At 64.3% G+C, this 18813-nt stretch carries 15 protein-coding genes, 1 tRNA gene and 1 pseudogene; 2 read left to right on the top strand and 15 right to left on the bottom strand.

Annotated elements, in window-relative coordinates; translation table 11 throughout:
* Positions 1-957 precede the first annotated feature (957 nt).
* A complete protein-coding gene (locus CPY97_RS03925) occupies positions 958-1845 on the top strand; it encodes a hypothetical protein (protein WP_161494062.1) in 888 nt (295 codons plus the stop codon).
* On the opposite strand, the gene istB is transcribed toward CPY97_RS03925, so the two are convergent.
* The 14 genes and pseudogenes from istB to CPY97_RS03850 all read right to left on the bottom strand — a co-directional run bounded on the left by istB (position 1842) and on the right by CPY97_RS03850 (position 17722).
* On the bottom strand, positions 1842-2657 hold the full coding sequence (gene istB / locus CPY97_RS03920; protein ID WP_096420763.1) for an IS21-like element helper ATPase IstB: 816 nt from the start codon (positions 2655-2657) through the stop codon (positions 1842-1844). The genes CPY97_RS03925 and istB overlap by 4 nt on opposite strands.
* Complete coding sequence (istA, locus tag CPY97_RS03915; RefSeq protein WP_096420762.1) at positions 2654-3982, bottom strand: IS21 family transposase; 1329 nt, start codon at positions 3980-3982, stop codon at positions 2654-2656. Before istA ends, istB begins: the two co-directional genes overlap by 4 nt.
* Before the next feature lie 585 nt (positions 3983-4567).
* Positions 4568-4687, bottom strand: a pseudogene (locus CPY97_RS03905) (serine dehydratase beta chain); the annotation flags it as partial.
* 391 nt (positions 4688-5078) lie between these two features.
* Entirely contained in the window at positions 5079-5951 is an 873-nt protein-coding gene (locus CPY97_RS03900; protein ID WP_150129182.1) for a GNAT family N-acetyltransferase, read from the bottom strand.
* On the bottom strand, positions 5930-6352 hold the full coding sequence (locus CPY97_RS03895) for a type II toxin-antitoxin system VapC family toxin (RefSeq protein WP_096420877.1): 423 nt from the start codon (positions 6350-6352) through the stop codon (positions 5930-5932). Before CPY97_RS03895 ends, CPY97_RS03900 begins: the two co-directional genes overlap by 22 nt.
* Positions 6349-6576 (bottom strand): FitA-like ribbon-helix-helix domain-containing protein, encoded by a 228-nt coding sequence (locus CPY97_RS13235; RefSeq protein WP_150129181.1) that lies wholly within the window; start codon positions 6574-6576, stop codon positions 6349-6351. The genes CPY97_RS03895 and CPY97_RS13235 overlap by 4 nt, the downstream gene beginning before the upstream one ends.
* 221 nt (positions 6577-6797) lie before the next feature.
* A complete protein-coding gene (locus tag CPY97_RS03885) occupies positions 6798-7838 on the bottom strand; it encodes a hypothetical protein (RefSeq protein WP_150129180.1) in 1041 nt (346 codons plus the stop codon).
* A gap of 274 nt (positions 7839-8112) precedes the next feature.
* Positions 8113-8646, bottom strand: coding sequence for a DUF1643 domain-containing protein (locus CPY97_RS03880; RefSeq protein ID WP_161494061.1), 534 nt, complete (start codon positions 8644-8646; stop codon positions 8113-8115).
* 31 nt (positions 8647-8677) lie between these two features.
* Positions 8678-11803: a type I restriction endonuclease subunit R gene (locus tag CPY97_RS03875; protein ID WP_231924028.1), complete on the bottom strand. Its 3126-nt coding sequence runs from the start codon at positions 11801-11803 to the stop codon at positions 8678-8680.
* Positions 11800-12933: a restriction endonuclease subunit S gene (locus CPY97_RS03870; RefSeq protein ID WP_150129179.1), complete on the bottom strand. Its 1134-nt coding sequence runs from the start codon at positions 12931-12933 to the stop codon at positions 11800-11802. The genes CPY97_RS03875 and CPY97_RS03870 overlap by 4 nt, the downstream gene beginning before the upstream one ends.
* A 98-nt stretch (positions 12934-13031) precedes the next feature.
* Positions 13032-14639 (bottom strand): type I restriction-modification system subunit M, encoded by a 1608-nt coding sequence (locus CPY97_RS03865; RefSeq protein ID WP_331716221.1) that lies wholly within the window; start codon positions 14637-14639, stop codon positions 13032-13034.
* 148 nt (positions 14640-14787) lie between these two features.
* Positions 14788-15981, bottom strand: coding sequence for a Fic family protein (locus CPY97_RS03860; protein WP_096420872.1), 1194 nt, complete (start codon positions 15979-15981; stop codon positions 14788-14790).
* 139 nt (positions 15982-16120) lie between these two features.
* The gene (locus CPY97_RS13575) at positions 16121-17545 is read right to left on the bottom strand and encodes an HNH endonuclease (RefSeq protein WP_197702249.1); all 1425 of its coding nucleotides are present in this window, start codon (positions 17543-17545) and stop codon (positions 16121-16123) included.
* Positions 17546-17650: 105 nt separating this feature from the next.
* A tRNA-Gln gene (locus tag CPY97_RS03850) sits at positions 17651-17722 on the bottom strand.
* A gap of 102 nt (positions 17723-17824) precedes the next feature.
* On the opposite strand from CPY97_RS03850, the gene CPY97_RS03845 reads away from it, so the two are divergent.
* Positions 17825-18325, top strand: coding sequence for a MarR family winged helix-turn-helix transcriptional regulator (locus tag CPY97_RS03845; protein WP_096420871.1), 501 nt, complete (start codon positions 17825-17827; stop codon positions 18323-18325).
* Positions 18326-18379: 54 nt separating this feature from the next.
* On the opposite strand, the gene CPY97_RS03840 is transcribed toward CPY97_RS03845, so the two are convergent.
* Complete coding sequence (locus CPY97_RS03840; protein ID WP_096420870.1) at positions 18380-18784, bottom strand: hypothetical protein; 405 nt, start codon at positions 18782-18784, stop codon at positions 18380-18382.
* Positions 18785-18813: the final 29 nt, after the last annotated feature.

The following is an 18813-nucleotide window of genomic DNA, read 5'->3' as shown; positions in this document are numbered from 1 at the left end:
TTCACTGTAGACAGTCAAGCAGGTGCTGCAGACAACCGACTCGCGCTCGGGTTCTCAACCCAGCGATATAAGTTTTAGTGGTTCGGGCCAATATAAGTTATATTGATGAAACCCGAAGAAGCTTATATAGATTGGGGAGCAGGCCCGTGGCAACAACAACGAGCGACGCCATCGACCTGCTCACAGCGTCCGGCATCGCCGTCGAAGTAAAGAGCTTCACTGAGGCCGAGATCGCCGGCCGACATGCGCGACTTCGCACCCGGCAGACACCCCCCTCCCCCTCTGCCATTGCTGCGGAGCGTAACGACCACGTAGTGGTCTATGTGGTCCCCCGTGTGACCGAGAGCCTGGCTCGTCTAGCCGCGGATGACGCAAACATTGCTGTCGTCGCAACAACAGAGGGAATCGTCTGGTGGAATCGAAAACGCTATGAACCGGAGCCGAGGCAACTCCAGGCCTCTACCCAACGGGGAAAGACACCCTGGGCTCGCTTTGGGCTCATCCGCGCGTTGGCCCGCACCCGACGACCGCGCACCCAAAGGGAACTAGCCGTCGAGGTCGGAGTTACCCAAGCCGCAATCTCACAGAACCTGCACCGACTTGGAGAACACGCTCAGAAGTCATCGGAGGGATGGTTCACGACCGATCCGCAGACACTAGCGAATCTATTCCTCACCGACTACCCGGGGTCGGGAGGAATCACGCAGTACTGGTACGGGCTGGACCCGATCATTCGGCAGGCACAACTCGCGTCGAACCATGACAAGTCTGTGCTGTGGTCAGGAGATGCGGCCGCCGACCTCCTAGTTCCATGGCGCACACCACGAATGGCCGTTGTCTATGCACGAACCGGACTACGACTCGCCTCCGACGGCTTCGCCGAATCGACTTCCAACAAGGCGACTCTCGCGGTCACGGTGCCGGCCGACCCGACGATCTGGCCTGTCGCAGCTGCCTATGGCAGAAGGCGAAACCACGACAACCTCATCGTCGACCCAGTCCTTTGTGCCCACGACGTTCGACAAAGTGGCGGCTCCGACTCCGATCAAGCCGTTCAACGACTCATCCGCCACACCGTTGACGAATGGCACCGCGGTGATTGAGGTCGATGCGATAACCGTATCGACGAGCGCCGCTGACGACCTGGCCTACCGCGCACTAGCGGACATCTGCGAGATCACGTCCTCGCATAACGTTCGCGTGGTCGGTGGCCAAATGGTGAATCTCTTGCTCACAGCTTTCCCCGTCAGGCAAGCAGTCCCCCGGCGCACCGCCGACGCCGCGATCGAAACGGCGCTCGCCATCTCCGGCGATGCGCACCATCTACTCACAAGAGCCGGCTACGAAGCGCAAGACGGCAACAGCTACACCAAAGGCGAGCGCCAAATCGACCTCCTCGTTCCAAGTCGAACGGGACGTTTTGGGACCGAGCAATTGGGAGGGCGCGGGTTCGACGCGGCGCCAGGTTTAAATGTGGCGCTGGCAGCTGACCCGATTACGCTTCAGACGTCAGTCACCCTCACTGACGGGCAGGTGCTGAAGTTCTCGGCACGAGTGCCAACGGTCGAGTTCGCGATCGTCATCAAGACAGGCTCGTACGATAGCCGGCGGGCCGATCGAGACCTTATCGACCTGCACAACCTCTTGTGGATCGTCCAGAGCCATCCGCCAGCCATGATCGGGGGCTGGAAGCTCGATCAAGCTCAGAGAGGCGCTCGCCTCGACACCCAGCGGGCTCTGGTCGGCGTCGCCAAATCGCTGAGCGCCCGGTCGACGCGTGACGGCGCTCAGCGAATTTCCCCAGAGTTGCTCGTCGATATTCCCCAGGTCGCGTGGGTAGGTTAGCGCAGGTTTGTGCCGGTGGTGGCGCGGCGGAGTTCGTCGGCTGCGGCGTGGTGGTTGCGGAGCCGGTAGGAGGCGCCGTCGAGGGTGACGACGACGGAGCGGTGTAGCAGCCGGTCGAGCATGGCGGCGGCGACGGTGGTGTCGCCGAGGATCTCGCCCCAGGCGCCGACGGGCCGGTTCGTGGTGATCACGATCGAGGTCTTCAGGTAGCGCTGGTTGATGACCTGGAACAGTGCGGACGCGGCTTCGCCGGGCAGGGGGAGGTAGCCGAGCTCGTCGATGATGAGCAGGGTGGGGCCGGTGAAGAACCGCATCATCGTCGCCCATTTCCCTTCGATCGCGGCGCGGTGGCAGCGGGCGGCGAGGTCGGCGGCGGAGGTGAAGTAGACCCGGTAGCCGGCGTTCACCGCGGCATGCCCGAGTCCGGTTGCGATGTGTGTCTTCCCGACTCCGGGTGGGCCGATCAGCAGCACGTTGGTCGCGGTGTCGAGGAACCGGCAGGTGGCCAGTTCGGCCAGCAGCGAGCGGTCGATGCCGCTGGCGGAATCTAGGTCGAAGTCGTCGAGGGTGGTGCCGGTGGGGAGGTTCGCGAACCGGAACCTGCCGGCGAGGCGGCGGGCGTCGGTCGCGGTGACCTCGATCTGCAGGAGCTGTTCCAGGGCGTGGGTGAGGGTCCAACCCTCGGCCTGCGCCTGGTCGAGGACCTTCGGGAGGGCGTCGGCGGCGTCGGCGAGTTTCAGGTCGGTGAGATGGTTGCGGAGCTGCTGATAGACGGACGCTGCGGTCTTCGAGGTGGTCGTGGTGGTGGTCATCGGAGGGTGTTCCTGTTCTTCGCGGCCTGCTCGTAAGCGGCCAGGCTGATCACGGTCGTGGTGGGTGCGGCGGTGCCGGTCAGCACCTGCGCCGCCCGCAGCGCGGCCGCGCCGGGTGGGATGCGTTCCTTGCGGCGGTGCGGGCGCCCCGGTGGCGCTGACGCGAGAGCGATCGCTTCGAGCGCGGTGACGTGCCCGCCGTCGCGGATCGTGACCCCGAGCCCGGGCTGCGCGACGGCGTGTCGGGCGACGACCGTCCCGGAGACGGTGGCGATGTCGATGGTCGCGGCGCCGAGCCGCTGCTGGACGACGACTTTCGCGGCGGCGAGCTCGGGCGGGACGGAGTAGCGGTTCCCGCGCCAGTCGATCAGCGCCTGCCGGGTCGCAGTCCGCTCCTCGGTCACGATCACAGGGAACACCACCGGCGGCAACGGCCGCAGCCGCTCGTCGGCGAACATGGCGGCTGCTGTCGTGGTTCCGTGCTCGCCCTCCCGCTTGCGGGCGTCCTGCCCGGCGGCGAACGTCTCGACGGACGCCTGTGCTTGTTCGAGGGTGAGCTCGTCGGGGAGGTTCCGCCACCACCGTTGCGCGGCGGTGTGGTTGTTCTTCTCGACCACGCCCTTCCGATTCCCCGACCGCGGCCGGCAGACCACCGGCTGGACGCCGTGGTGCTTCGCGAACCCCGCGAACATCGGGGTGAGGTCTCCAGTGACAGGGTGCAGCACGGTCGCCATCCGATCGAACCGCCAGACCCGGGTCAGCCCGCCCAGCAGGGCGAGCAGGGTCGTCATCGCGGCAAGCAGGTGCGGGATATCCATCGACGGGGAGATCACGCCTCGCCAGACCCCTGAGTGCGCCAGAGATCCGACGAGGAGGTACGCGCGCTTGGTCGGGAACCCCCAGTGCGCGGGCGGGTCGGGTAGCTCGAGCCAGTCGAACTGGGTCTCCTCCCCGGGCGGGTGCTCGATGACCGCGTTCGGACGCTTCGTGACATGCGCGCAGGCCGTGCACGCGGGACGCAGGCCACGGGCGCGGATCTGCCGCGTCAACGTCGGATACGAACCCTCGAAGCCGAGTGGTCGTAGCTCGTCGAGCAGCGTCGCGGCCCAGAGGTGCGGGTCCTCGGTCAGCCTCGCGGTGACGTAGTCCACGAACCCGTCGAACTCGTCTGGGGCCGCGCGCTGACGGACTCCCGGGGCGCGGTCTCCGTTCAGGTAGGAACGGATCGTCTTGCGGTCATGGTTAGTGCGGCGGGCGATCTCACTGATCGTCATCCCCTGCCGTTTCAGAGCGTGGATGTCCACGCTGCTCCTCTCTGAAAGCATGAGAAGAGGGCCTCCCCCGGAAGCTGGTGTGTGGTTAGAGACCACCAGCATCGAGGGAGGCCCGCCTCATGTGGCGGAGCGACCCAGGGTGGGGAATTTCGATGAGCAGAAGTGAGGAATTTCAGTGAGCGCCGTCACGCGAACAAACCTTGACGTCGATGCCGAGGCACTCGTCGCGCTCATCAGGCGCCACGTCGCAGCTCCCAATTGAACTCGTGCAACAGATAGCGTGGTGTCCTTTGCCAGCGACTGCTGTGCGCCGCTTCTCGTCATGCTGGAGGGGCGTTGTGCTCGCGGCGCTCACTCTCGACTCGTGACCAGCAACGGTGACGCCGGAGCAACGCTGTGGCGAAGCGAGGTGAAGTCCCTGAAAGTGGTGTAACGGCTGATCCTTCGTTTTCCGCGCTGAGCGAGATGAAGGTATCGGCGCCCACCTCGCTTTCGGAGTTCGGCACCACGCGCATGCGAGAGCGGGCCAGGACCTCTAGCCCGAGGTAGCGGCGTCCCTCGGCCCACTCATCCGTCTGCTCGGCCAGAACGCCGCCGACGAGTCGGATGACGGCGTCGCCGTTTAGGAAGAGCGACGGCGTCGAGTTGCGTGTCGGCGGCCAGCGCGTCGACGAAGGCGCGGGCGGCGCGCAGCGGGCCGACCGTGTGCGAGCTGGAGGGTCCGATGCCGACGCGGAACAGGTCGAGCACGGAGATGTAGGTGCGCTCGGCGAGCGGGGTGGCGAGGGCGATCGGGATGCTCACGGCGGCTCCTGGGGCTAGCCGGGATGCTGCGCCACGGGTGGGGCGCGCAGGGCCCGGACGGGCTCAGCGGTGCGCGCGGCCCCGTTGTGCGGACGCCGTCGAACCGCTGGGGTCATTGTTGCGCAGATCGTTCGTGGGCGCACGATTTCGCGAGTTGGTCGCGGCGCACGAGCGAGTTGGTCGCGGCGCACGGGCGCGGCACCAACAATGGGCCGCAGCGTCAGCGTCGTTTGCTCAACACACGCCAAACGTTGCGGCGCACGCGCAACATTGCCGGTGCGCCGCAACGTTCGACGTGCGTCGGAGTAGCGCCATGCGCACCTCGCCCGTCGACTGAGTCCCATCACGCAGATCGGCGGGGGTGGAACTCGACGATGCGGTGCCACCGCGTGACTGGCCCCAGAGCATCGAACAGTGGCGCGAAGTGGGGATCGGTCTCGTGGGCGTCGAGCAGAGTTTCGGCGACCCCGCTCCCGGCCAACTGTTCGAAGGTTCGGCGGACGCACCCCTCAAGCAGGGTCGCGCCGGCCGCGGTGTTGCGCGCGACCGTCTCGCCCGCAACCACCGGCCGTGCGCCATCGATGTAGACGAGCAGCACAGCGTCAATTGCTCCGGACGCCGAGACCGCGACCGACGAGAGGTGGGGGTCAATCTCGTCCCACAGATCCTCAACCAACGCAGCCCGTGCATCCGGTCCCATCGGGTGCCAGTCGGCGTGGGTCCACTCGTACATGTCGGCCCATGCCTGCTCGAGAGCAACTCGCGAGACCGCGGCCGCCGATGCAACGTCATCGTGGGGTCGCAAACGCACAGCGCGCGAGGTCTGAAACGTGTCGAGCGGGGCGCGCTGGATCGTGCGTCCCCCGAAGGCCGCCACGAATTCCTGCGCGGGATCAGTCTCGGCGGCCCCCCAGATGAGGGGTTTGGGCGCAGGCTGCAGGTCGGCGAGCGCCGCAAGCAAAGCAGTTGCGATGCCCGCGCGACGATGGGCGGGCGCGACGATGAGGTCGACGCTGTACCGATCAGGATGCACGCGAGACGTCCACATTGTCCCCGCACCGATCGGCTCCCCCGCCCCGTCTTCGGCGATGAGCGTGCGGGTGTGCTCGTCACTCCAGCGGTCGGGTAGCATGCTGCGCTCACGCAGCCAGGCCGGCGCGAGCGACACGTCGTCCGACGTCAGCGAGCGGACGATCATGGGGTAGATGCCTCCCACGGGTTGACGAGATCGACCCCCGCATCGTCGAAGTCCCTAAGGTTTCGGGTCGCTAGGCGGTGAGAACCTGCCCGGCAAATCGCGGCGATCATCGCGTCTTCGACACTGACGATCCGACCGCTAGCCTCTCGCTTTGCTCGAAGCACTGCGAAGTGGTGTGCCGCCGTCGCGTCGAATGCCAAGACCCGCTCGCCAGCTGCGTCAACCAGCGCGTCAACAGCAGCGAGAATCGCCGCCCTGCGTTGGCCCTCAGGCAAGCGAAAAGCGCCGAACCTGAGTTCCGCCACCGTGATTGCTGTCGTGGCAACCTCATCGGCATGACGCGCCAACCAGCGCATCACTCTCTCGTCGGGGGACGACTTCAGCGTCTCAGAGAAGACGTTCGTGTCAACAACGATCACGGCAACTCAACTGGCCGTGGAGCACTGCGCTCGGGCACAGAGAACTCTCCCCTCAGACTTTCCGTCGCGGCGACCCAATGACTAACAAAATCGGGGCGCTCCACGGTTGCCTCCTCGAGGATCGCGCGCACCTCAGCCTCCATCGATCGATTGTGCGCGGCTGCGCGCTGCTTGAGGCCGCGGCGGACCGGCTCGGGAACGTTACGAATCGTGAGAGTGGCCATGACACCTCCTGCTAGCAATGCTAGCAAAGTTGGCCGACTGGCTGAAGGGTGACTTCAGCACCCGTTCCCTGCTCTCGGTTGCGAAGCGCCCATCCGGCAGGAGGCGACGCACGCCAAAAGTTTCGGCGCACTCGCAACATTGCCGGTGCGCGGCAACCTTCGGCGTGCCTTGGCGCAGCAGCAGCCCCGATAGCGGCAATATCCAGTTGCCGCTATCTCAGCTAGCCGATTCGGGACGCCTTCCGTTCTAGCGTCGCCTCCAGGTGCTCGACAAGAGCCGGGTTGTGAGCCAGTTCCTCAGGGGAGATGCGAGCGAGCTGCTGAAGGGCAGCGAGTCTCGAATCACGGGCGGCAGCCAAGTCGCCGATACGGATCTCAATCTCGCATCGCGTCTCGTAGGCACTTGCGAGAGGGACGACTTTGGAGGATTTGGCCCTGTCCACGTGATCCGACAGCACGTCGATGGCGGCATTGATCGCTGCCCGCGCACCGACCAGCTCGCCCAGCTCCGCCAGGCAGTATGAGTAACTTTGTGACGCTGCCGCGAGGTCCGGCGCGTAGCTATCATCAGCTTCGCAGAGCAGGGCGAAGATTCGAATCGAACGCTCGATCGAACTCCGCGCTCCGAACGAATCACCCTGCTGGCCCAAATATGCCTCTCTGTGAAACAAGGCCACCGCAAGCATCGGCTCGGGGATCTTGTTTGGCAGCTCGTCCAACAGCTCGATTGCCTCAGTTATCTTTTTCTCCGCTGCCGCCCAGTCATGTCTCCCCGCCTCCACCTTGGAGTCGTATATCAGCGCAATAGCCTTCGCGAGCCTTGGTTCAGTGACTCCGATCATGGTGTCTACCGCAGACTGGTAGCCAGACGGGCGATTGCCCGCGGCGGGACTGTGGAAGTCATTAAGTTGCAGCGGCTTATCCGGCCAACTGAGCCCCTTCAACCGGTACTCAGGATGCGAGGTAAGCAAATGACGGGCGTACTGTCGGCCCTCTGGCGACATGCTCTCGAGCTCAGCCGTCACTTTCCCGAAAGTAGCGTTGCCTTCGAACATCAGTTGGTGGACTTCGAACAAAACTCGCTCGTGGGGCTTCGTCGGTTCCGCTGCCTGCGCAAGCACGCTGATCACCCGCATCCGCGCTTCAGGAGAAAGTGCTTTAAGGGCCGACTCGTCTAGCCCATCTGGCCGGTCTGCCCCTTTCAAGTAGGCATCTGCTTCGGCCCACGCTTCCTCGGCCGTGCGCGGGTAGCTCGTGCCCACGGGGCTCGCAACTGTGGGTGATGCGGGAAGGGGATTCGAGCGCGAACTATGCCGAAGCCATCCAAACAGGCCACCTCGTGAGCCACTATTCATGAAACGACTTTAGCCTCCGAACAGTGGCCCCGTGGCGAAGATCTTCGCTACGGAAGTCTGCCCCATCAATGCGAATGTCGTCACTTATCCGCTTGGTACTGGATACAAAAACTGCGGCTTTCGAGCCCACCGAAGGCATTACTTGTTCCCCTAAACGCCTCGGGGGCTACACGCTCCAGATTCAGATCAGGTACAGCCTGGGTCCGCTGAACTGCAGCTGTGGACCACGAGGGGTCGGGTGGGGTGGCGCGCCGCTCTTGTTCAGCTTGCCGAAGTAGTACACACGCGTTCCCCTCGCGCGAAGGGCTGAAAGAGTGCGGCGCTGAGCTTCGCGAATCGTTGCGTTAGGCGGGTCACCCCATGCGCCGAGTACCTCGTCAACTCCGAATGTGTTCAGAACGTCGTCGATCACAGCCCAATTTTGGGCCCAGAGCTTCACGTCGAACGCAGCCAGCTTGCGAGGCCTCGTAGCGCGCTCGGGGTAGAGATTGAGCATGATCCATCCGTCATGCCCGAACTGCGAACTGGCGGCAATCACCGTGTTCACGGTCCTGTCTGACTCAGAGACGTCGGCGTAGGAGGGGTTCATCGCCAGGACCACCAATGGGTTCTGCGAGGTGGTCGGGGTCAGCACTCGACCCAACGCGAAACGGAAATTAGGGTCCTCAGGGTTGGGATTCCAATAGTCCGGTTCCTCGCCCGCCGGGAAGGCCAAGGCTCGCCTGTTTTTCACAGTGTTCGCTTCCTCACCCAGCCGCAATCACTTCGGCCTGTTTGAGGACAAGTACGGTCGCGCCCTCTGCTTGGTCGGGCGGATACCCGTACTTGCGCAGCAGGCGCTTGATCGTCGCTCGAAGCTTGGCTCGCACCTGCTCTTTCACGGCCCAGTCGGTCTTGGCGTCGCGGCGGACGATTTCGACGAGGTCGTGGGCGATGGCTTTGAGGGTGTCGTCACCGAGTTGGATGACTGCGGAGTCGTTGGTGCGGATGGCGTCGTAGAACGCGAGCTCGTCACTCGTGAGGCCGAGGCTCTCAGCCCGGTTTGCCTCGGCCGTCATCTGCCGAGCAAGGTCGGCAAGGGCGGCGATGACCTGAGCTGAGTCGAGCGTGCGGTTCTGATACCGCAACAGCGACTCGGAGAGCATCTCGCTGAACTGTTTGCTGGCGACGATGTTGCGCTTCCTGATTCGGGTGATCTCTTCGCTGAGCAGGCGACGCAGCATCTCCAGTTGCAAGTTCTTGCGGTCGGACGTTTTGAACCGTTCGATGAACTCGTCATCGATCAGCGAGAGGTCAGGCTTTGAGAGGCCGGCTTCTGCATAGATGTCGATGACGCCGACGCCTGTCATCGCGTCGGACACGATCTGCCTGATCGCCGTGTCGAGCTCGGCGTCGGGGTTGTCGCGGCGGTCGCCGCCTTCCATCTTCGAAATCTGGCCGCGGACGGCTTCGAAGAAGGCGGCATCACCTTTGAGTCGTTCGGCCTCGGGGGTGCCGGCGCAGATTGTGTAGAGGCGGACGAACTTGCTGGACTGTGTGAGGAAGCGGTGCTTCACGCACGGCGCCTCGCTGGTGCAGTCGCCGTCGACGTGCGCCTTGAGGAGGAATTCGATCGTGCCGGTGAGGGTGTCGATGAACGCTTTCGGGCCGCCGGCCACGAGGCCTTCGCGCCACTTGTAGTCGTGGAGGATCGTCTCGACCACGTGGTGGGTCGCCAGCATCCCCGGCACGGCTTCAGCGCGGACGTCTTGGCCGAGATCTTGATTTTCCTGGTCACGTTGCGTGTATTCGGACAGGGCGGACTTGAGGTCTTCAGCGATGCCGAGGTAGTCGACGACGAGGCCGGCGGGTTTGTCGCGGAAGGTGCGGTTGACGCGGGCGATGGCCTGCATGAGGTTCGCGCCTCGCATCGGCTTGTCGACATACATCGTATGCATCGACGGCGAATCGAACCCGGTCAGCCACATGTCCCGAACGATCACCAGCTCGAGCTCGTCGTCCGGGTCCTTCGCGCGCGCCTTCAACGCCCGAAGTGCTTCTTTCGACCGGATGTGGGGCTGCAAGGTCTGCTCATCGGCGGCAGATCCCGTGATGACGACCTTGATGCGGCCGGTTGCATCGTCGTCGGTCGCCCAGTCGGGGCGGAGTTTCGCGATGGCGTCGTAGAGGGAGGCGGCGATGCGGCGCGACATCGTGACGATCATCGCTTTACCCACTTGCGCTTCGCGGCGCTGCTCCCAGTGCTGCACCAGATCCGCGGCGAGTTCCGCAATCCGTTTGTCGGAACCGACGATCGCTTCGACTTTCGCCCACTTTGTCTTCAGGCGCTCCCGCGCGTCTTCTTCCGACATCGATGTCGCATCCCGGAAGGCGCTGTCGATCTCGCCCATTGTTTCCGTGGGCAGCTCGACGCGGGCGAGGCGAGGCTCGTAGAAGACCTTCACGGTGGCGCCGTCTTCGACGGCCTGGGTGAGGTCGTAGGTGTCGATGTAGTCGCCGAACACGTTCTTCGTCGACTTATCGCTCGACTCAATCGGCGTGCCGGTGAATCCGATGAAGGTTGCGTTGGGCAGGCCGTCGCGTAGATGGCGGGCGAAGCCGTCGATGAAGTCGTAGTTCGAGCGGTGCGCCTCGTCGACGATCACGACGATGTTCGAGCGGTCTGACAGCAGCGGGAACGCCGTGCCCGCCTCACGCTCTTCGCGCGAGATGCCGAACTTCTGGATGGTCGAGAAGATGATGCCGCCCGACGCCCGCCCACCGAGCAGCGTCTTCAGCTCGGCACGCGAGCCCGCCTGCACGGGCTTCTCGGGCAAAGGCGCTCCGGGCAGGGCAGCGGCGAAGGTGTCGTCGAACAGCTGGTCGTCGAGGTCGTTGCGGTCGGTCAGCACGACGACGGTGGGGTTCTCCATTGCCGGGTGCCGCATGACCTTGCCCGCGTACCAGAGCATCTCGTAGCTCTTGCCCGAGCCCTGCGTGTGCCAAACGACTCCCGCGCGGCCATCGCCCTCGACGGCCTCGACGGTGGCGAACACGGCCTTGTTGACCGCCCAGAACTGGTGGTACTTCGCCCCGAACCGCACCAGCGACCCGGCGTCGGCGAGAAACACGGTGAACGTCGACACCAGGTCAAGCAACCGCGCCGGCTCCAGCATGCCCTGAACCAGCACCTGGTACTCGGGCCTGAACGCGGGCGCCAACTCGCCCTCGATGGTCTTCCACGGCGCGTAGTGCTCCCACGCCGCCGTGAACGCCCCCGCCCGCGCCTGCACACCATCACTGATGACGGCGAACTGCACGAACGCGAACAGGTCAGGGATGTCGTTCACATAGGTCTTCACCTGGTTGAACGCACCCTTGAGGCTCGACCCTTGGTTGCCCGCCCGCTTCAGCTCGATCAGGACCAGCGGCAGACCGTTGACGAACAGCACCACGTCGGGACGCCGCTTCGCGCCACTCGCCGACACGACGCTGAACTGGTTGACCGCGACGAGGTCGTTGGCGGCAGCATCCGCCCAATCGATGAGCCGAGCGCGCACGGTGCGCGGGCTGCCGTCGGCGTCGCGCGTCTCGACCGGAACCCCCTGCGTGAACAGCTGGTACACCCGCCAGTTCTCGCTCATCACCACCTGCGACTCGGGCCGCACCACCGTTTTCACGACGTCGTCGACCGCGTCGGCATCGAGCTGCGGATTCAGCCGAGCGACGGCCGCACGCAATCGCGGGGCCAGCACCACCTCGCGATAATCACTGCGTTCCGGATGCTCCGACTCCGGGTCGATCTCCGGCCCGTGCTGCACCGCCCACCCCGAAGACCGCAGCTCCTCGAGCACCAGCTCTTCGAACGCAGCCTCGGTCGGGATGCCGCTCACGCCGCAACCCCCTCCGGCCGCACCCTTACTGCACCCGACACCAGCAGCGGGAGGAGCTCGTCGCGAGTACGACGCAGGTCTTGCGCCTCCACCGCTAGAGATAGACACGAATCGACAAGTGGCGCGAGAACGCCCTGCAGTTCGTTCCTCAGGTTGGCCGGCGGCACAACGATCGGCAAGCCACGGAACGCGGTCGAGTTGATACCCGGCACGGCTGCCCCGGTGCCCGCGCTAGCCAAAGCTTCCATCATCGGAGGTGATGCCAACCAGAAATAGAGGAACTCTTGCGATACTCGATTATCAGTGCGAACCCGATACACATGTTCATTGATCATGAAGCGATCGAAAGGGAATCCCGATCCAAGCATCCCGACTTTGGGACGGAACTCGCCTGGCTTTCCGCCGTCCTTGTAGACGAGGACGTCGCGGCTTTCTACCCAACCCCGGGAAACGCTCGAGGCGAACTCCAAGGGCACATGCTTCGTTTTGGAGTAGTCAAACCTGCCGATTCCACCAATACTTTCAGCGCCGATGGAAGGAACGCCGTCAACGATTCCCTTGACGCCACCAGCGGGTCGACGACCGGTTTCGACTACACGAGCGATGTCGCCAATGTGAAGTCGCAGCCAACCGTCATCTTCGCCGGCAGTCGATGACATGGCGGGCGCTACGACTCGAGACATGAATTGCTCTGCAGCTAGGGACTCACACCTGGCGCGCAGTCGCTCGTTAGTGTCGATGAGGTCGTCGAGCGCGCCCAGAACCTCAGCGATACGACGCTGCTCGTCGAGCGGTGGCAAGTCGAACGCGAACTTCCCCATGAGCACGGCATTCAACTGAGGCTGAGCGCTGCCTGTCCGGGTGTTGGTTACATAGTCCGCCCACTCGCGTGACTGGAGGACATACCCGAGAAATCGAGCGTCGGCAAGCGAGTCGTTCGCTCGAAACCGAACGAGATAGCCTGCGAATACTGCACCCTCGGGCGGATCTGCGACGTACGCCGCGGCCCCCGCGTTAGCGCCAGTTCGGCTGATCACGAGGTCCCCCTCGCGCAGTAGGCACTGGTCTTGTTTGCGCTCGTCAACTTGGCAGTACGGGACCGCATCCCAGTTGATCGATCCGTCGATCATGTCGGTAGTCCGGAGAAACTTCGGGCCCACAGGCAGATCTGTTGCAGAGGCCACGAGTCCGTATTGGCCTTTGCCGCATACCTCCGCAAGCGTCACTTTCACGTGTCGCTCGATTCGAGACTGCCTAGTGCGTGAAGTACGCGCTCCTGCAACCGCTGCCGCTGCTCGAACCCCGCACGAACCTCGGCCGTGAGGCGCGCGATCTTCTCGTCGAGCGGCTCGTCATCCGCTTCGGCTTCTTCGCTGCCCACGTAGCGGCCGGGGGTGAGCACGTGGCTGTGTTCCGCGATCTGGTCGAGGGTGACGCTCGCGCAAAAGCCCGGAACATCCTCGTACGGCTGCTCCCCCGGCTCGCCCCGCCAAGCGTGATACGTGTCGGCGATGCGAGCAATGTCGGCCTCGGTCAGCTCTTTGTTCGTGCGCGAGACCATCGAGCCGAGCATCCGAGCGTCAATGAACAGCACCTCGCCGGCGCGACTGCGCTGCGAACGCTCGGTCGAGACCTGCTTGCCGCTCTTGTCTTTCGTCAGGAACCACAGGCACACCGGAATCTGCGTGGTGAAGAACAGCTGCCCCGGCAGCGACACGATGCACTCCACCAAGTCGGCCTCGACCAGCGCGCGGCGAATGTCGCCCTCGCCGCCCGACTGGCTCGACAGCGAGCCGTTCGCCAGCACCGTGGCCATCGTGCCGGTCGGGGCGAGGTGGTGCAGCATGTGTTGCACCCAGGCGAAGTTGGCGTTGTTCGCGGGAGGCATGCCGTACTTCCAGCGAGCATCCCCCGCCAACCGATCGGCACCCCAGCCCTTGATGTTGAACGGCGGGTTCGCGATGACGAAGTCGGCCCGCAGATCAGGGTGCTGATCGTTGGTGAACGAGTCACCCCACTGCGGGCCGAGGTTCGCTTCGATGCCGCGCAGTGCCAGGTTCATCTTCGCCAGGCGCCACGTGGTGGGGTTCTGCTCTTGCCCGAAGACGCTGATGTCGTTGCGCTGCCCGTTATGAGCCTTCACGAACCGGTCGGCCTGCACGAACATGCCGCCCGAGCCGCACGCGGGGTCGTACACGCGGCCGCGGAACGGCTCGAGCATGTCAACCATGAGCTTGACGACACTGCGCGGAGTAAAGAACTCGCCGCCGAGCTTGCCTTCGGCGCTGGCGAACTTGCTCAGCATGTACTCAAACACACGACCGAGCACATCGAGGCTCTCGTGCTCTTCGGCGGCCAGGTTCTCGTTGGAGAACAAGTCGATCAGGCCGCCGAGAGTCTGCGGCGTGAGCTCCCGGCGGGAGTAGTTCTTGGGCAGCACGCCCTTGAGGGTTGGGTTCTCGCGCTCGATTGCCTCCATGGCGTCGTCGATGCGGCGGCCGATGTCGGCCTGCTTCGCGGCCTTGCGGAGGTCGTCCCAGCGGTGCCCTTCGGGCATCCAGAAGACACCGTCGCCGGTGTATTCGTCGCGGTCCTCGAGCATCGCGTCGCGGGCGGCGTCGGTCGGGGTGAAGTAGTCGCTCGACTCGTCGCGGGACAACTCGTCGAGCTTGAGGCGTTGCCGTTCGAAAACGTCGGAGACGTACTTGAGGAAGATCAGGCCGAGTACGACGTGCTTGTACTCGGCGGCGTCCATGCTCGACCGGAGCTGATTGGCCGAGGCCCAGAGCGCGTCTTCGAGACTCGCTGCTGCGGTCTTGGTCGTCTTGCCGGCCACGTGCACTCCTCAGTGTGGGCCGGGGCGCGCGTGGTGCGGTGTGACGTCAGCCCGGCCGCTGCGTCACTGCTGATAGTCAATCAGGTTGGGGCGACAGGCGGCGTGAGGCTGGTGCCTATGCATCGCAGCGGGCCGCGCACGAGACCGATCACAGCTGGGGGTCGTCCTTGAGGATGCGAGGTAGAAACCCGAGCCTGTCGAGGCCCCGCACGACGAAGGGGCTGAATGGGCCCGTCGCGATTGCCGCCCGATAGAAGCGGGGTCCCTGAGTCGCGTGGCGAAGAATTCCTTGGTCGAGCATCGCGCGGATAGCAACAGACCTTTGAGACGGCGCGCCTGGAAAGGCCTCCTGCAAGTCGCCCGCCTTCACCACCTCCTGCCGCAGGGCGATGCGCAGGGCCCGCCCCTCAGCCTGGCTCGACGCCCCCGAGGCCACCATCCGATCGATCGCAGGCTCGAGCAGTTCGCGCATGAGGTAATTCACGTCTTGAAGTCGCGTGAGACGCTCCATGTCCTCGTGGATGCCCCTGACGAAAAACGTGCACCAGGCCGCCGTTCCCTCGTTGCTCAAGTCGTCGGCCAGTGCAAGCGAGCTGTAGTACTCCTCGCGGTCGTTGCCAAAGACCGCTGTCGGGTTGACCGTTCGGTACCCGGCCGGGCTCAGGAAACCGTGGCGCCGCAGCATGGCGTAGCTCAACAGGCGAGAGACGCGGCCGTTTCCGTTACTGAAAGGGTGGATCCACAAAAAGCGATGGTGAGCCATGGCGACGTGCACCATCTGTTCGGCGATCTCAACTGGGCGGTTGGCGAACTCCAGCCAGTCAGACATCTCTGGCCGCACGAGGACATGCGAGGGCGGCGTGTGCCGCGCTTGAGAAATCTCGACGTCCGCCGTGCGATATGCGCCCGGGTTTGGGTCGCCCTCGCGAATGAGGTCGGCGACGGCGAGCTCATGAAGTTGTCGCACGAACACATGAGAAAGCGGCAACTCGGGATCCATCCGGTCAATTTCCGCCATCGCCTGCAAGAGATTTCGAATCTCCAACCACCCCTCCGCGGGACTCGGCGAGCCGAATCTCTCTCGGGTGCTCTCCGTCAATGCCTCAAGGACCGTCGTGCGGTTTCCTTCGATGCGCGCCGAGACAACGCCCATGAGGAGCTGAAACAGGTCATGCAACTCGCTCAAGATCGCGGGCGGGGTTGAGCCCAGCCCGAAGTTACCCCGTAGCCGCTCAAGATCGAACGCGTACTTCACCAAGTCAGAGCCGAATGTGATGGTCGGCAGCGCATACTTGCGATCAAGGTCGTAAGTAATTGGGCCTTGATTGGGCAGAATTTGCATGAGAAGCACTCTAACGCCCTAGATCATGCGGTTCATGAGGCATCTTGAGCGTGAAGAATTTGCGCAAGAATCCGATGGAACTTGTGGAGAAGGAAGCAGAGAACTGCGCGAACCGATCCGAATCCCGCCCCTGGGCTCCCTAGAAGCCCAGCTCGATACGCCGAATTAGCTTCGTCGGGTCTGGCGGGTTTGCCTGAGGCTTTGCGATCTCGACATCGTCAATCTTGCTGAGTTCGGTCTTGAGAATTGGGTCGTCGCGCACCCGTTCCCATCTGACAGCGGTGCGGCCGTTCGACCTGATCTCCAAGAAGCCAGCGTCGAAGGCACGATCGACGAATGTGGACAGACAGATCCCATTCGAGGGGTCGATGCGAATGTTCTTGTCTACACTCCACGGCACGATGTGCGACGCGACGAGGAAAGCTGGAGTCTTGATGCCCGTGACTGCACACTCCCAGCCGTAGCTCTCCTTTACTGCCTTGGCAAAGACCCGCTGCGCGCTCCCTCGCACGCGAGTCGCACCCACCTCGTCGTCGACGAAGTACTGGCCCGAAGTCAATCGCGCCTCGTACTCAATAACCAATGCAGGGTCGGCGTCAGAGAATTCCGCGACTTGATCATCGTGCAGGACCCGCGCGCCCCGAAGCTCGAAGTGCAAGCCGCCGATTCCATCGAAGGCGATTGCGTCAGCGACCTGTCGATGGATCCACGTGGTGGGGCTGGAGGCTATCGGGTCGCCCTCGAAGACTCCGAGGAAGGCGTAGTACCGCGGCCCGCTCTTTGGCTTGATGTGCCCGAAGGTGACGACCGTCCTCCGGACCTCCGCCGCTTGCATGACCGAGCCATAGTTGCCACCCGGCACGTGCTGCATTGTGATGACCCCGCCATCGTCAGACAGCGAGTTATCCCAGTCGCCGTTCTTGTACAGCTTCGGGAACCAGACCTCGGTCGTCGGATCGAGCCGAATTGTCGCTGCTTGATGGCCCTTGTACTGCTTGCCGAACAGCCCCGCGACCTCCACGTGCGTGCTGAACGTGACCCGATCATTGACAGAAAGGTGTCCCTTTTCGATCAGCGCATCCAGCCATTCACCATTCGCGCCCAACTCATCGCTTGCTCTTCGTCGAATCGAAACCTGCGGAGTAAGCGTTGGGGAGCCTCCGTCGGCTGGCAGGTCTGCCGCGTAGCGCCGGTAGCAAAGAAGCCTGTGCGCAGCCGCGAGCGCTTCGACATCCTTCAACGATTCCGGCGGAGCAAACTTCGGCGCACGTTCGTACCCAATACCGATTGTGCCGTCAGCGTGCACGCACAGCGACGTCAGGGGCGGCTCCTCTGCATCCGTCGCGCGGCGAGCAACGAGCTCGAGTACCGGTCCGATCCAGTTCATGATCAGCTGCGTAGTCGAGACACCAGTGACGGCTTGGACATGAAGGGCCAGATCTTTGTAGGCAATCACGTCGTTGTAGTGACCGGCGACTTCCTCCAGCTTCTCGTAGGCCGCATCGGCCCAGAGTTGGAGGGCGTTCGCTCGGGGAACTTCGGTGCCGTCGGTCTTCTGCGCCATGCTTCATTATGACCAGCAACTGTCAGGCCGAAGCTAGCGCGGTGTCGGCGGCCGCTCTCGGCGTTACTCATGCTGCTGTCACGTCGGAGCGACTCTCTGGAGCCGCTCCGCCCCCAGGATTCGAACCTGGACCTAACAGCTCCAAAGGCTGTCGTGCTGCCGTTACACCAAGGCGGACCGCGCGCCGAAAACGCGCGGTGACCAGTCTGCCAGAGGTGAGCGGCGCATCCTGGCGCGAGCCCGGGCATCCGCCCATCGCCCGCCCGCGATAATGAACGCATGACCGCCCCGGATGACGTCGACCGCATCGTCGACGCGTGGAGCCGCGAGCGGCCCGACCTCGACTTCACCCCCCTGCACGTTCTGTCGCGGCTGACCCGCATCGGCCGGCAGCTCGACCGCGCGCGGAAGGACGCGTTCGCCGCCTCCGACCTCGAGCCGTGGGAGTTCGACGTACTCGCCGCGCTGCGCCGCAGCGGCGACCCCTACGAGCAGAGCCCCAAACAGCTGCTGCAGCAGACCATGGTGTCGTCCGGCACGATGACGAACCGCATCGACCGGCTCGCCACGCGCGGACTCGTCGAACGGCGCACCGACCCGAATGACGGGCGCGGCATCATCGTGCGCATGACCCGCCTCGGGCAGGCCCGCGTCGACCGCGCCATCGGTGAACTCGTTGAACGCGAGCGCGCACTGCTCACGGGGCTCAGTCCGGCCGATCAAGAGCGGCTCGCCGAGCTGCTGCGCCGCCTCGGCGTCGGCATGCAGGGCGGGGCGTAGACCCGAAGCGGATGCACGGGGCCGGCACAGGCGCGAACGGCCGCGACCGAAAACTCAGCCCTGGATGAACGGGATGGCGATGCCGGCGATGAGGCCGAGCATCCCGACCGCGAAAGCGATGCCGCCGACGATGAGCATCGCGCGTCCGTCGGTCGCCGGGTCGTCGAGGCGGGGCGAGGCGGGCTTCAGGGGATGCACCCAGACGGTGCGGGCATCCCCGACGGCGGGGATCGAGCCCGTGAGTGGCGCGATCGCCTCGATGACCTCGCGGCCCTCGCCGAACCAGCGCAGACGGGCGTCGCTCTCGTGCACGGTCGTGACGACGGCCTTCTGCTGCTCGTAACGCGACGCCCACACGCGGCGGGCAACGCCGATTGCGAGGAAGAGCACGCCCGTCGGCAGCGCCACCCACGCGAATACCTCAGCGATCAGGCTGGCGGCGTCGAGCGGGTCGGTCACGCCTTCAGGATAGGGGGCGACCGGGATGC

Source organism: Microcella alkaliphila (assembly GCF_002355395.1).
Taxonomy (GTDB): Bacteria; Actinomycetota; Actinomycetes; order Actinomycetales; family Microbacteriaceae; genus Microcella; species Microcella alkaliphila_A.
This window is presented reverse-complemented; position numbering and strand designations above follow the sequence as displayed.